General features: G+C 59.0%; 15 protein-coding genes. All 15 read right to left on the reverse strand.

From position 1 onward, the window contains the following. Positions 1–267: 267 nt before the first annotated feature. Positions 268–1,404 carry a flagellar biosynthesis protein FlhB gene (gene flhB, locus CFII64_RS10355; protein WP_020290719.1) on the reverse strand — a complete coding sequence of 379 codons (1,137 nt, stop codon included), beginning with the start codon at positions 1,402–1,404 and terminating at the stop codon, positions 268–270. Then, positions 1,404–2,132 carry a flagellar biosynthetic protein FliR gene (fliR, locus tag CFII64_RS10360; RefSeq protein ID WP_020290720.1) on the reverse strand — a complete coding sequence of 243 codons (729 nt, stop codon included), beginning with the start codon at positions 2,130–2,132 and terminating at the stop codon, positions 1,404–1,406. The genes flhB and fliR overlap by 1 nt, the downstream gene beginning before the upstream one ends. A gap of 62 nt (positions 2,133–2,194) precedes the next feature. Beyond that, positions 2,195–2,464, reverse strand: a complete 270-nt coding sequence (locus CFII64_RS10365) for a flagellar biosynthetic protein FliQ (RefSeq protein WP_020290721.1) — start codon at positions 2,462–2,464, stop codon at positions 2,195–2,197. A gap of 25 nt (positions 2,465–2,489) precedes the next feature. Continuing rightward, positions 2,490–3,236 (reverse strand): flagellar type III secretion system pore protein FliP, encoded by a 747-nt coding sequence (gene fliP / locus CFII64_RS10370; protein WP_020290722.1) that lies wholly within the window; start codon positions 3,234–3,236, stop codon positions 2,490–2,492. Then, the gene (fliO, locus tag CFII64_RS10375; RefSeq protein ID WP_044901292.1) at positions 3,236–3,682 is read right to left on the reverse strand and encodes a flagellar biosynthetic protein FliO; all 447 of its coding nucleotides are present in this window, start codon (positions 3,680–3,682) and stop codon (positions 3,236–3,238) included. The genes fliP and fliO overlap by 1 nt, the downstream gene beginning before the upstream one ends. A 6-nt stretch (positions 3,683–3,688) precedes the next feature. Further along, positions 3,689–4,156 carry a flagellar motor switch protein FliN gene (gene fliN / locus CFII64_RS10380; protein WP_020290724.1) on the reverse strand — a complete coding sequence of 156 codons (468 nt, stop codon included), beginning with the start codon at positions 4,154–4,156 and terminating at the stop codon, positions 3,689–3,691. A gap of 60 nt (positions 4,157–4,216) precedes the next feature. Continuing rightward, positions 4,217–5,185, reverse strand: a complete 969-nt coding sequence (gene fliM / locus CFII64_RS10385; RefSeq protein WP_020290725.1) for a flagellar motor switch protein FliM — start codon at positions 5,183–5,185, stop codon at positions 4,217–4,219. Between the two features lie 9 nt (positions 5,186–5,194). Continuing rightward, complete coding sequence (gene fliL / locus CFII64_RS10390) at positions 5,195–5,695, reverse strand: flagellar basal body-associated protein FliL (protein ID WP_020290726.1); 501 nt, start codon at positions 5,693–5,695, stop codon at positions 5,195–5,197. 279 nt (positions 5,696–5,974) lie between these two features. Next, the gene (locus CFII64_RS10395) at positions 5,975–7,417 is read right to left on the reverse strand and encodes a flagellar hook-length control protein FliK (protein ID WP_044901289.1); all 1,443 of its coding nucleotides are present in this window, start codon (positions 7,415–7,417) and stop codon (positions 5,975–5,977) included. 67 nt (positions 7,418–7,484) lie between these two features. Then, entirely contained in the window at positions 7,485–7,814 is a 330-nt protein-coding gene (locus CFII64_RS10400) for an Hpt domain-containing protein (protein WP_052026616.1), read from the reverse strand. 128 nt (positions 7,815–7,942) lie between these two features. Continuing rightward, positions 7,943–9,649, reverse strand: a complete 1,707-nt coding sequence (locus CFII64_RS10405) for a fused response regulator/phosphatase (RefSeq protein ID WP_020290729.1) — start codon at positions 9,647–9,649, stop codon at positions 7,943–7,945. Between the two features lie 4 nt (positions 9,650–9,653). Further along, positions 9,654–9,956 carry an STAS domain-containing protein gene (locus tag CFII64_RS10410; RefSeq protein ID WP_020290730.1) on the reverse strand — a complete coding sequence of 101 codons (303 nt, stop codon included), beginning with the start codon at positions 9,954–9,956 and terminating at the stop codon, positions 9,654–9,656. A gap of 120 nt (positions 9,957–10,076) precedes the next feature. After that, a complete protein-coding gene (gene fliJ / locus CFII64_RS10415) occupies positions 10,077–10,526 on the reverse strand; it encodes a flagellar export protein FliJ (protein WP_020290731.1) in 450 nt (149 codons plus the stop codon). Between the two features lie 6 nt (positions 10,527–10,532). Further along, a complete protein-coding gene (fliI, locus tag CFII64_RS10420) occupies positions 10,533–11,891 on the reverse strand; it encodes a flagellar protein export ATPase FliI (protein ID WP_020290732.1) in 1,359 nt (452 codons plus the stop codon). Continuing rightward, positions 11,881–12,714, reverse strand: coding sequence for a flagellar assembly protein FliH (gene fliH, locus CFII64_RS10425; protein WP_020290733.1), 834 nt, complete (start codon positions 12,712–12,714; stop codon positions 11,881–11,883). Before fliH ends, fliI begins: the two co-directional genes overlap by 11 nt. Positions 12,715–12,718: the final 4 nt, after the last annotated feature.

The raw sequence follows: 12,718 nt of genomic DNA on the forward strand, positions 1-12,718 counted from the left end.
GAAACAAAGGGGTCGACCGTCAGGGCGAAACCGGAATAAGTCGCACCGCAAATGCTGTTGGTGCAGCGCAATTCAAGGCGCGTCAGCTTTAGTCGGAGATTTAGGCGTGCGCCAAATCAATTCGCGGGCAAGCCTCGCCAACGGATCGTCTACCGGCTCTGCGCCTGTAGAACCAACTTGTTAGCGAGGCGTAGTGCCAGATGCGCCGCGCGCCGACGCCTTCCCGGATAAATCCAGTCCGACACCAGCGTTCAACGACCGCGAAAATCAGGAATCACGCCGTAAATCCGGTGGAATGGAAATATCCCCCAACGGATCCGGCCGCTTGCCTCGCCCGGAATGAAACTGGCGAATCTGATAGACATACGCCAGCACCTGAGCCACCGCCAGATAAAGCCCGGCCGGGATCTCCTGATCCAGTTCGGTACTGTAGTAGATCGAGCGCGCCAGCCCTGGGGATTCGAGAATCAGAATCTGATGGTGAGCGCCGATTTCGCGGATTTTCAAGGCGATGAAATCAGTACCCTTGGCCACCAGCATCGGCGCGCCGCCCTGCTCCGGATCGTATTTGAGGGCAACGGCGAAGTGGGTTGGGTTGGTGATGATCACATCCGCAGTGGGGATCGACTCCATCATGCGGCGCTGGGACATGTCACGCTGCAATTGACGAATGCGCTGCTTGACTTCCGGCCGTCCTTCCGCGTCCTTGTGTTCGTCACGGATTTCCTGCTTGGTCATCAGCAGTTTCTTGTGCGCTTCCCAGATCTGATACGGCACGTCGATGGCGGCAATGATCATCAAACCGCAGGCCATCCACAGCGTGCTCCAGCCGACTACCTGCAAGCTGTGGATGATCGCCATTTCCAGGGGTTCATGAGCGATGGAAATCAGGTCGGCCTTATCCTTGTCCAGAACCACCAGGGCAACGACCAGGACAATCAGAAACTTGCCAAAACTCTTGAGCAACTCGATCAGCGCTGTGGTCGACACCATGCGCTTGAGACCTGAGGCCGGGTTCATGCGACTGAACTTGGGGGCCAGGGTCTTGGCTGAGAATAGCCAGCCACCCAGGGAAATCGGGGCAATGAGCGAGGCAAGCATCAGCGCGATCAGAAAAGGCAGCATGGCAACCAGCGCCAGCTTGCCGGAGATCAGCAGCATCTTGGCCATGTAGCTTTGGTCCATGAGCATTTCGCGACTGATGATGAAATTCGAGCGCATCAACTCCATCATCATTTGCGCTATGTCGCTGCCAAAGGACAACAACCCGCCAGCACCGACCAACATGATCACCAAGGTGTTGAGTTCCTTGGATCGAGCAATCTGCCCATCTTTCCGGGCTTCCGATTTCTTTTTTTCCGTGGGGTCTTCTGTCTTGTCCTGACCATTCTCGTTCTCGGCCATCAGCGTGCCCTCACCATATCGCGGAACGTTCGCAACGCCTCAGCCACCAGCGGTTGGTACTGATTGAGAATGTCACCCAGGCTGATCCACAAAATGCCCATGCCCAACACCAGCGTCAGCGGGAAACCGATAGAGAAGATGTTCAGTTGCGGCGCGGCGCGAGTCATCACGCCAAAGGCGATATTGACCACCAGCAACGCAGTGATCGCCGGCAATACCAGCGTCAGCGCCGCGCCCATCACCCAGCCGAGGCTGTTGGCAAGCGTCCAGAAGTTGGACACGAGCAAGCCGCTGCCGACTGGCATCGTGGTGAAGCTTTCGACCAGGGTTTCCAGGACTACCAGATGGCCGTTCATCCCCAGGAACAACAGCGTGACCAGCATGGTGAAGAACTGCCCGATCACCGCAGCGGAGACGCCGTTGGTGGGGTCGATCATGGACGCAAAGCCCATGCCCATCTGCGTCGAGATGATCTGACCGGCAATCACGAACGCCTGAAAGAACAGCTGCAGAAACAGCCCCAGCCCGGCACCGATGATGATTTGCTCACCGATGAGCAACAGCGCGCTGAGGTCCAGCGCGTTGACTTGCGGCATGGGCGGCAACACGGGGGCGATCACCACGGTAATGGCCAGCGCGAAATACAGACGAATGCGCCTGGGCACCAGCGTCGTACCGAAAATCGGCATCGTCATCAGCAGCGAGGTGATGCGAAACATCGGCAGCATGAAGCTGGCAACCCAAGTGCCTATTTGCCCGTCGGTGAGTGCAAGGACAGCATCCACAAGCGCTAGCCGATCACGGTGGGAATGCTGGTGTAGAGCGCCAGGATGTATTCCATGAACACTTTGAGCAGCCACGGACCGGCAACGATCAGGGTAATCAGCATCACGATCAGACGCGGCAGAAAGCTCAAGGTCTGTTCGTTGATCTGGGTAGCCGCCTGAAACATGGCGACCAGCAAACCGCAGAGCAGACTGGGTACCACGAGGATCGCCACCAGCACGGTCGTCAGCCACAACGCCTCACGGAACAGATCGACGGCTACTTCCGGCGTCATCGCGCGCACTCCCGCTCAAGAGAAGTCATACACCACCAAAACTACTGGCCAGGGTGCCAATAATCAGCGCCCAACCGTCAACCAGCACAAACAACATGATCTTGAATGGCAGGGAAATGATCAGCGGCGACAACATCATCATGCCCATGGCCATCAATACGCTGGCAACCACCAGATCGATGACCAGAAACGGAATGAAGATCATGAAGCCGATCTGGAAAGCGGTCTTGAGTTCGGAAATCACAAACGCCGGCACCAGGATGGTCAGCGGCGCCTGCTCGGGGGACTGGATATCGGTGCGCTTGGACAGGCGCATGAACAGCTCCAGATCGCTGGTGCGCGTCTGCGCCAGCATGAAGTCCTTGATCGGCACCTGAGCCTTGGCCACGGCATCCTGAGCGGTAAGCTTTTCTGCCAGATAAGGCTGCAAGGCGTCCTGATTCACCCGGTCAAAGACCGGCGCCATGATGAACAGGGTGAGGAAAATCGCCATGCCGGTGAGAATCTGGTTCGACGGCGTCTGCTGCAAGCCCAGAGCCTGCCGCAGAATGGAAAAGACAATGATGATCCGGGTGAAACTGGTCATCAGCATGACGAACGCCGGGATGAAGCTCAGCGCCGTCATAATCAGCAGAATTTGCAGGCTGACCGAATATTCCTGCTGGCCGTTGGCGCCGTTGGACAACGTGATCGCAGGGATCGACAACGGATCGGCGCCGAACGCCACAGGCGCCGCCAGCACCAGCAGAAGCGTCAACAGAATGCGCGGCATTACTTCTTATCCTTCTGATCCTTGTTGCCCATGATTTCCATCAGGCGGCGTGCGAACTCAGGCGTGGCCTGCTCGCGGACCGGAACCTGCACCGGTTCCTTGAGCACGTGCAATGGCGTGATTCGCCCGGGCGTAACTCCCAGCAATATCTGCTCGTTGCCGACCTGCACCAGCACCAGTCGATCCCGCGGGCCCAGCGCCCGGGAACCCAGCAACTCAATGAGCTGGGGATTGCCCGGCCCGCTGCGTTGCACGCGCCGCATGGTCCAGGCCAGCGCGAAGATCAGGCCGATGACCAACAACAGGCCGAACAGCAACTGCACCAGCTGCCCGCCCATGCCCATCGGCAGCGAACTCGCCACCTGTGGCGCGGCGGCCTGCACTGCAGGCTCGGCCGCCAGCGCGCTGAGCGGCATTAACAGCAATGCTCCAGCAAGCTTCATCATCTTCACTCAGCGCAGCTTCTTGATACGTTCGCTAGGGCTGATGACATCAGTCAGACGGATGCCAAATTTCTCGTTGACCACCACAACCTCGCCATGGGCGATCAACGTACCGTTGACCAACACGTCGAGCGGCTCACCGGCCAGACGATCCAGCTCGATCACCGAACCCTGGTTGAGTTGCAGCAGGTTACGGATGTTGATGTCGGTGCTGCCGACTTCCATGGAGATCGATACCGGAATGTCGAGAATCACATCCAGATTCGGCCCATCCAGATTCACCTGCCCGTTGCTGCGCGGCACGCTACCGAACTCTTCCATGGCCAGACGGCTGGACGCCGACGAATTGCCGGCATCCGCCGCCAACAGTGCATCGATGTCATCCTGACCGCCATCACCGGATTCACCCAGTGCAGCAGCCCATTCATCGGCCAATGCCTGATCTTCAGCAGAGGTCATATCTTTATCATCAGCCATCGGTTGTCCTCAGCGAACAGTGTTTCAGTTACACAGCAAAATTTCGACGCAGACAAAAGGTCAACGTCGCTCTATCGGCTCGATCACTTGCAGGGCCAGATGCCCTTTGTGCGAACCCAGCTTGACCTTGAAGGACGGCACGCCATTGGCGCGCATGACCAGCGATTCCGGCAGCTCGACGGGAATAACGTCACCCGGCTGCATGTGCAGAATGTCGCGTAGCAGCAATTGACGACGGGCAACCGTAGCGCTCAGTGGCACGGACACATCCATCACGTCCTGCTTGAGGGCGTTGACCCAGCGCTCGTCCTGATCGTCGACGTCGGACTGGAAGCCCGCGTCGAGCATTTCCCGCACCGGTTCGATCATCGAATACGGCATGGTGACGTGCAGATCGCCGCCACCGCCATCGAGTTCGATGTGGAACGTGGAGACCACAACTGCTTCGCTTGGCCCGACGATGTTGGCCATGGCCGGATTAACCTCCGAGTTGATGTACTCGAAGTTCACTTCCATGATCGCCTGCCAGGCTTCTTTGAGGTCGATGAACGCCTGATCCAGCACCATACGCACGACCCGCAGCTCCGTCGGCGTGAATTCACGACCTTCGATTTTCGCGTGCCGGCCATCGCCGCCGAAAAAGTTATCCACCAGCTTGAACACCAGCTTGGCATCGAGGATGAACAGCGCAGTGCCGCGCAGCGGCTTGATCTTCACCAGATTGAGGCTGGTGGGCACGTACAGCGAATGCACGTACTCACCGAACTTCATGACCTGTACACCGCCGACGGCCACATCGGCCGAGCGGCGCAACAGGTTGAACATGCTGATCCGGGTATAACGGGCGAAGCGTTCGTTGATCATTTCCAGGGTCGGCATCCGACCCCGCACAATCCGGTCCTGACTGGTCAGGTCGTAACTTTTGACGCTACCCGGTGCGGATACTTCTTCGGTCTGAACCAGACCATCGTCCACGCCATGCAACAGCGCATCGATCTCATCCTGGGACAGCAGGTCTTGCACGGCCATGTCGTGGTCCTACTGCAGTACGAAGTTAGTGAAAAGCAATTGCTCGATCACGGTTTTACCGAGTTCTTTCTGTGCGACTTCCTGAACGCTGGCCGTCGCTTTCTGACGGAGCATTTCCTGGCCAATCGGGGTTGCCAGTGATTCGAACGGGATACCCGCAAACATCATCACCAGATTGTTGCGGATAACCGGCATATGCACCTTCAACGCTTCAAGGTCGGGCTGATTGCGCGCCAGCATGGTGATGCTGACCTGCATGTAGCGTTGACGACCATTGGAATTGAAGTTGACCACGAAGGCCGGTGTCATGGCTTCAAAGATCGCAGGATGCTTGACGCCGGCCTGCGCAGCCTCTGCCGCTGGATCCGGCTTGCTCTCAGCCTTGTGCATGAAAAACCAGGTCGCGCCAACCGACAGGCCGACAGCGAGCAACAAAGCCACTACCAGGACGATGATGAGCTTGAGTTTGCCTTTGGAAGCCGGGTCTTTAACGTCGTCGCTCTTCGCCATGCCAATAATCCGTCACTATTCGGGGGGTTCGTTGATGCGTGACAGAGGGTGAGCAAGTGTTATGCCAGAGTTGCGGGGGAAGTGCTGTCGTGGGGTTAACGGCGGGGATTTGTTGGAGCACGGCTTGCCCGCAATGACTCGCAGGAGCGGATCAGGCAGGACCGGACTTGTCCGGGAAGGCGGTGGCGCAGGCACCGGGCTGGATCAGGCGAAATGCTGCTGGCCGATCCGACGCCTTCGGGGACAAGTCCCCTCCTACAAAACTGTCGCGCGCATCAATCAAGCGTAATAATCGACCTCACTGCTGCCGATCACCCGCGCCGCAGGCTGACTGACCGGAACGCTGGCGTCGACAATACCGTCATCACTCGAACCGTCCAGGCTTGAAGAACTGCCGCTGGTGCCGGAACCGCGCTGGCTGTTACTGGCCTGTTCCTGAGCTTGCTGCTGCTGTTGCCAACCGCGATTCTGATCAGACACGTTGACGTCCACCTGACCCAGCCCTTGTTGGCTGAACGACTCTCGCAGGCGTGACATCTGGCTCTCCAGCGCTTCACGCACGCCCACATGAGCACTCATGAAGGTGACCTGGGTCTGCTGATCCGTCGCCATGTTGACGCGAATGTCCAGGCGACCGAGTTCGGCCGGCTCAAGCTGGATTTCCGCGGATTTCAGGTTTTGGCTCGACAAGTACATGACCCGATCGACAACCCCTTCACTCCAGCCGCTTTGATGCATGGCAAGTGGCTGATTGATCAGCGGAACGGTCGGCGTGAGGGCCGCTCGCGGCGCTTGCGCAGCCTGGCTCATTGCAGCAAGCCGGTCAGCGAAGTTATCCATGCGGGTATCACCGACGGCACTTTTGACATCTTTAAGCCCGTCATCGAGCAAGCCACTGAAAGATTTGTCGCTGCTCTCCGTGCTGGCTTCATCCGTGGGCAGTTGATCGGCCAGGGCCGTCAGGTTATTGGCGATGTTCTGCGCGGAGTCGGCGGAATCGTTGCCGCCGGACTTGCCGGTCTTGTCTGCATGGTTGCTGCCATTGGCTTGCTGGGCGGCCTGAGCCTTGGCGCTGGCGTTCTCCAGGGCAAACTGCAGGGCGGGCAAGCCGGCCAGCGGATCTGCCTCGGGGTCGAATGACGCATCATCTGCCACACCAGTGCCAGGCACGAGCGCTGCCGAAGGGGTTGCAGCCGAGGCAGCGAGCATTGCGACGGGGGCCGAAGGAAGCGCTGCGGCATCAACAACCGGTGCATCGCTCACCGGCACGACAGCAGGCTGGACCATGGCCTGCAACGCCGGGTCAAGTGCCGGGTCCAGGGCTACTTCAGGTGCAGGCGTTTCCACCGGCAAGGCGGCAACTGCTTCTTCGGCGGCCTTGGCGTCCTTGTCACTGGCGTCAGCAGCAGCGGCAGCGTCGGCAGGCAAGGTATTGCCGCTATCGGCAACCGTCGTCTGATCCACGGCGGCAGCGTCTTTGGCTGCCGGGTCTTTCGCCGTAACGTCCTTATCCTTGGCGGGGACCGTCTTGTCCCGCGCGGACTTGGCCGGCACGTCATTGTTGGCGGCGGATTTAGCCTGCGCCTGCTTGGCGTAGACGTCGGAGAAGCTCGAACTGTCGTCCTTGCCGTTGTCAGCCGCCTTGGCCACGCTATTGGCAGCGTTGGTCTTGGACGCCGCCATCGGGGTGGTCTGAAGGAGTGGATTAGAGGCAAGGGGCATGTCGGTCTCCGCATGAATCGCTGGTTGCGAGCGTATTACCAAATGCTGGAGCAAGATACGGGCCAGTTTATGGCAGGACACCATGCAACTGACGCTCGACGTCGATTAGCCGCCGTACGGTCACGTATTCGAGATCGATGCTGGCGAGCAAGTCTTCAAGGCCTGAAACCTCTTCGCGACGGCTGCGCTCTTCAAGCTCGCGACACAGGTCCGCGAGATGCAGCGCTCCCATGTTGCCGCTGCTGCCTTTGAAACTGTGGGCCATCAGGCTCAATTCCTGAAGGTCGAAGGCGCCAGTGCCTGCGGCATATCCCTGCAGCATATGCTGCAACCGCGCTATGCGTTGTTCCGAGTCATCCAGGAATACGTCGAGCAATGTTGGATATTCATCCTCCATGATCTCCTGCAACGTATTCAATACGCTGTAATCCAAATGAATAGCCGACACTTGTTCACTCCTTGATCAAGAACCTTGAATCGCCGCCGCTCAACGCAAGTCGCTTCGAATGACGAAACACCCAGGGATTATGCCATTCCCTCCCAGGAAAACTCCACGCTGGCAATACGACCGTCCCGGGACCAGGACGCTTGCTCGGTCAACTGGCGGACCAGCCCGAGACCGCGACCGTACAACTCATTGCCCACCAGGGGCAACGCGAGAATTGTATCAGCGTCGAATCCGGTGCCGCTGTCTTCGACCTGCAGCGTAAGCCGCCCTCCCCGTTCAGCCGGAACAACCCGTAAATGCACGCGAATGAAGCCCTCTTCAAGCTGGACCAGGCGTTCGCCCCGCTCCCGATAATAGCGGGCAAAACCTGTCGCATCTCTTTTGAGCCTCGAATCCAGGCCGAGAACGCCGTGCTCAAGGGCATTGCTGTACAGCTCGGAAAGCACGCTATACAACGCGCCGCTCTGGCTGCGTAAACCATGCACCTCAAGCAGCAGTTGCAGCAGATAAGGCAGCGGATTGAAGCGCTTGAGCGTCGAGGCGCGAAATTCGAAGGTCGCCGACCAGTCCAGCGGGCTCGATGCGCCACTGTCGGAATAGGTGACCGTTTGCGGCCCCAGCGTCGCCTGATCGACCGTGGTGATCTCCACCATACTGACGTCATCCCGCGCCTGCCCGCCGAAAGCGGTCAATGCCTGCTGGATCTCGCCGATCAGCAAATGCGGCTGGCGATTGGCTTCGAATACCTCATGCAGACGCTGGGTGCCAAACAGACGGTCCTCGCTGTCGTTGGTGTCGATGACACCGTCCGACAGCAGGAAGATCCGGTCGCCGGTGGCAATCGGGTAAACCTCGGTCTTGTCATCGAAGTCACCGGCGTCCAGCACACCCAACGGCAGGTGCCGTGACACCAGCGGCGTACGCTCGCCACTTTCGGTATGCAGCAAATAGCCGTCCGGCAGCCCGCCATTCCAGACTTCGACGTGGCGCTGCTGAAAGTTGATGCACACCAGCGTCGCGCAGCAAAACATGTCTACCGGCAGGATGCGTTTGAGCTTGGCATTCATCTCGCGCAGGGTTTCGGCAAGCCCGAAGCCCTTGGCGGTCATGCCGTAGAACACTTCAGCCAACGGCATCGCGCCCACCGCAGCCGGCAAGCCGTGGCCGGTGAAATCCCCGAGCAACAGATGCATGTGCCCGGCGGGCGTGTAGGTGGCGAGCAGCAGATCACCGTTGAATAGCGCATAAGGCGATTGCAGATAGCGAATATTGGGCGCGTCCAGGCAACCGGAATGAGCGACCTGATCGAACACTTCCTTGGCGACTCGCTGTTCGTTAAGCAGGTATTCGTGATGGCGGGAAATGAGATCGCGCTGTTGCAGGACCGTTTCCTGCAACACTCGCAGACGATTCATGGCGTTGATCTTTGCCGTCAGCACCACCTGGTTGTAGGGCTTGGCAATGAAATCGTCGCCGCCGGCATCCAGGCAGCGGGCCAGTGCTTCGCCCTCGGTCATCGAGGTCAGGAAAATGATCGGCACCAGCGACTCGCCGGCTATTTGCTTGATCCGCCGCGCCGCCTCGAAACCGTCCATGACCGGCATGACCGCATCCATCAATACCAGTTGCGGACGCCCGGATTCAAAAAGTTCGACGGCCTCGACACCGTTGCTGGCGCACAGGACGGTGTGGCCCTGGCGACTGATGATGGTCGACAGCAGATAGCGATCAGTCGTGTTGTCGTCGGCAATCAGGATGCACAGGCTTTCCGTTGGAGGCAGCACAGGCTCAGCCTATCTTGAACAATTTCGAGAAATTGGAGATCGTCAGGATCTTGATCACGTCAGAGCTGCAATTGATCAACTCTATCTGTGATCGCTCGCCGCCAGCATGATCACGCAGCAGCAACAGCATCCCCAACGCGGAGCTGTCCAGGTAATTGGTGCCCTTCAGATCGACGACATAACTGCACTCTTTGGGCAGACTTTCGTAGGCGTTACGAAAGTCCTGATGAGAAGCGAAATCGAAGCGACCGGTGATAAAGATGGTCAGCTGCTGTGCGTTTTGAGAGAACTCGGAGGTTACCGACATAGGGGAAATTCCTCAGTGGGGTCTTCGTAACGTAACGAAGGTGTAACACCGCCCGTCAGCGACAGCAAACCGGACTTATATCGCGACAGGTGAATCATCAGGCGAGGTAGCCAGAACAGCCTAGAACGGCTCGTGTCGCGGCAACCGCTGGGACAATTCATCGAGTAGTTTTTGTTCACGCTTATCTTCAAGCTTGCGTGCCTCATCCACGTACCGCTGGACCAGCTTGCGCAACCCCTCAACCCGCGCGTACGCCTGCTGCCAGGTGCCCCGCGCCTGATTCAGGTTGTTTTGATGCCACTCCAGGCTTTTGCGCTGTTGACCGACCGCAGTTTCAAGTTGATTGAGAAAGCGTTGATAGTTCATCAGCCATTGCCCGGAAACGCCAGTGCCACCTTTGTCGATCCACTGCTGCTGATAGCTGAGACGAAACTGCTCCAACTCGTCGAGCTTGCCTTCTGCCAGGCGAACCTGACCTTGAAAGTGCCCCAATCGTTGCGCCGCCGCGCGTTCGGCGGATTCGGCCATGTCCACCACGGGCGCCAGACGCTCGGCGCGACTCTTGGCCATGGTCTATCAGCCGCCCGCTGCCGGATTGAAGACTGCCGCGAGCCGCGCGCTGCTCTCCTGCATGCTTTCGTTGTCATTCAAACCCTGACGCAGATAACGCACCAACGCCGGCTGCAGGGCAATGGCCATATCGGTTTCCCGATCGCCACCGGCCACGTACGCACCGACGCTGATCAAATCCCGGCTTTGCTGGTAGCGCGACCACAACTGCTTGAAATGCTGGGCCTGCCCCATGTGTTCAGGGCTGACCACCGAAGGCATGACCCGGCTGATCGAAGCCTCGATGTCGATGGCCGGGTAATGCCCTTCTTCGGCCAGACGTCGCGACAAAACGATGTGCCCGTCAAGCACGCCCCGCGCCGAGTCGGCAATCGGGTCCTGCTGGTCATCGCCTTCGGAGAGCACCGTATAAAAAGCCGTGATCGAGCCGCCGCCGGCTTCGGCGTTACCGGCGCGCTCGACCAGCTTGGGCAGCTTGGCGAACACCGACGGCGGATAGCCTTTGGTCGCTGGCGGCTCGCCAATCGCCAGGGCAATTTCCCGCTGGGCCTGGGCGAAACGGGTCAGGGAATCCATCAGCAACAGGACATTCTTGCCCTTGTCGCGAAAGTATTCGGCGATGCGCGTGCAATACATGGCCGCGCGCAAACGCATCAGCGGCGCGTCATCCGCAGGGGAAGCCACCACCACGGAACGCTTGAGGCCTTCTTCACCGAGACTGTGCTCGATGAATTCCTTGACCTCACGACCCCGCTCACCGATCAGGCCGACGACAATGATGTCCGCCTCGGTAAAGCGCGTCATCATCCCCAGCAATACGCTCTTGCCCACGCCGGTACCGGCGAACAGGCCAAGGCGCTGACCGCGTCCGACTGTCAATAATCCGTTGATGCAGCGAATACCCACGTCCAGCGGCTGACTGATCGGGTTGCGCTTGAGCGGGTTGATGGTCGGGCCGTCCATCGGCACCCAGTCTTCAGCCTTCATGCCGCCCTTGCCGTCCAGCGCCCGACCCGCGCCATCGAGCACGCGCCCGAGCATGGCCATGCCCATGGGCAGGCGACCGGTATCGGCCAGCGGTACGACCCGCGCACCTGGGGCGATACCCGCCACGCTGCCGACCGGCATCAGAAATACTTTGCCGCCGGAAAAACCCATGACTTCCGCTTCGACTTCTACCGGCGAATGGCTGTCATCGTTGATCACCACGCACCGACTGCCCATGGCAGCCCGCAACCCTTCAGCTTCGAGGGTCAGGCCAACCATGCGCAACAAACGGCCTTCCACAACGGGCTGGACCGGCAGATCAATGGCTTCGGCGTAAGTATCCAGACGCTTGCCGAAGCTGGTGCGATCAAGGCGCATCGGGCTTCTCGCTGTCGGCGCTTTCGGTGTCAGGATTGACGACTTTAGAGGCAGTCAAGGCCTGCTCAAGATCGATGCTCAGATCCGCCGCAGCCGGATGCAGCGCCTGCTCGTGCATCTGGTCGTACATCTTGGCCATGGCCAGGGAAATACGTGTCTCGATGCTGGCGTCGATCCGGCTGTGCTCGGTCTCGATCCGGCAACCACCGGCTTGCAAGCTGTCATCTTCCAGGATGCGCCAGGTTTCCTCATGGCGCTCGCGCAGCGCCTTGACCTGGGCGAAGTCCTGCGGATTGATGAAGATGCGTACGTTTTGCGCGCCCATCGGCAACAGTTTCAGCGCATCGCGCAGGACATTGCCGATCTGCCTGGAATCGGTGGTCAGCTCACGCTGAATGACTTTGCGGGCAATATGCTCGACCAGCAGCACCACGCCCCTTTCGATTTGCGTGTCCTGATCGGCAATTGGATCGAACAAGTGCGCCATCAGCTGTTCGAGGCTGGCAAGCTTGGCCGCCAGGGCGACTTCAGCTTCCTGACGGACCTTGAGTTGGGTGCTGTGAAAGCCTTCTTTTTCACCGGTCGCAAAGCCTTCGTTGTAGGCCTCCTGACGAATGCTTTCGAGTTCTTCAAGGGTCAGCGGCTGGACTTCATCCAGCGGCACTTCTTCCATCTCGGCCGGCTCGTCTTCAACCGGCAAAACCTCAGGTTCAGGTTCGGGCTCTTGCTGCGGGTCGAAACTCGGCAGGGCAAATACGTCGTAACCACCGACGTCTTTGGCGCGAATAAGCTCGCTGGCCGGTTCTTTGCTGGAGCTGGACATTAAA

The sequence above is a fragment of the Pseudomonas sp. CFII64 genome (assembly GCF_000416235.1).
In the GTDB taxonomy this organism is placed as follows: Bacteria; Pseudomonadota; Gammaproteobacteria; order Pseudomonadales; family Pseudomonadaceae; genus Aquipseudomonas.

Excerpts from the sequence above, each read along its gene's own strand:
- fliN (WP_020290724.1), bottom strand. The coding sequence starts at position 4,156 with ATGGCTGATGATAAAGATATGACCTCTGCTGAAGATCAGGCATTGGCC.
- fliJ (WP_020290731.1), bottom strand. The coding sequence starts at position 10,526 with ATGGCCAAGAGTCGCGCCGAGCGTCTGGCGCCCGTGGTGGACATGGCC.
- fliI (WP_020290732.1), bottom strand. The coding sequence starts at position 11,891 with ATGCGCCTTGATCGCACCAGCTTCGGCAAGCGTCTGGATACTTACGCC.
- flhB (WP_020290719.1), bottom strand. The coding sequence starts at position 1,404 with ATGGCCGAGAACGAGAATGGTCAGGACAAGACAGAAGACCCCACGGAA.
- CFII64_RS10410 (WP_020290730.1), bottom strand. The coding sequence starts at position 9,956 with ATGTCGGTAACCTCCGAGTTCTCTCAAAACGCACAGCAGCTGACCATC.
- fliP (WP_020290722.1), bottom strand. The coding sequence starts at position 3,236 with ATGCCGCGCATTCTGTTGACGCTTCTGCTGGTGCTGGCGGCGCCTGTG.
- fliH (WP_020290733.1), bottom strand. The coding sequence starts at position 12,714 with ATGTCCAGCTCCAGCAAAGAACCGGCCAGCGAGCTTATTCGCGCCAAA.
- CFII64_RS10400 (WP_052026616.1), bottom strand. The coding sequence starts at position 7,814 with ATGGAGGATGAATATCCAACATTGCTCGACGTATTCCTGGATGACTCG.
- fliM (WP_020290725.1), bottom strand. The coding sequence starts at position 5,185 with ATGGCCGTGCAAGACCTGCTGTCCCAGGATGAGATCGATGCGCTGTTG.
- CFII64_RS10395 (WP_044901289.1), bottom strand. The coding sequence starts at position 7,417 with ATGCCCCTTGCCTCTAATCCACTCCTTCAGACCACCCCGATGGCGGCG.
- fliL (WP_020290726.1), bottom strand. The coding sequence starts at position 5,695 with ATGGCGAAGAGCGACGACGTTAAAGACCCGGCTTCCAAAGGCAAACTC.
- CFII64_RS10365 (WP_020290721.1), bottom strand. The coding sequence starts at position 2,464 with ATGACGCCGGAAGTAGCCGTCGATCTGTTCCGTGAGGCGTTGTGGCTG.
- fliO (WP_044901292.1), bottom strand. The coding sequence starts at position 3,682 with ATGATGAAGCTTGCTGGAGCATTGCTGTTAATGCCGCTCAGCGCGCTG.
- fliR (WP_020290720.1), bottom strand. The coding sequence starts at position 2,132 with ATGCTGCCGATGTTTCGCATCACCTCGCTGCTGATGACGATGCCGATT.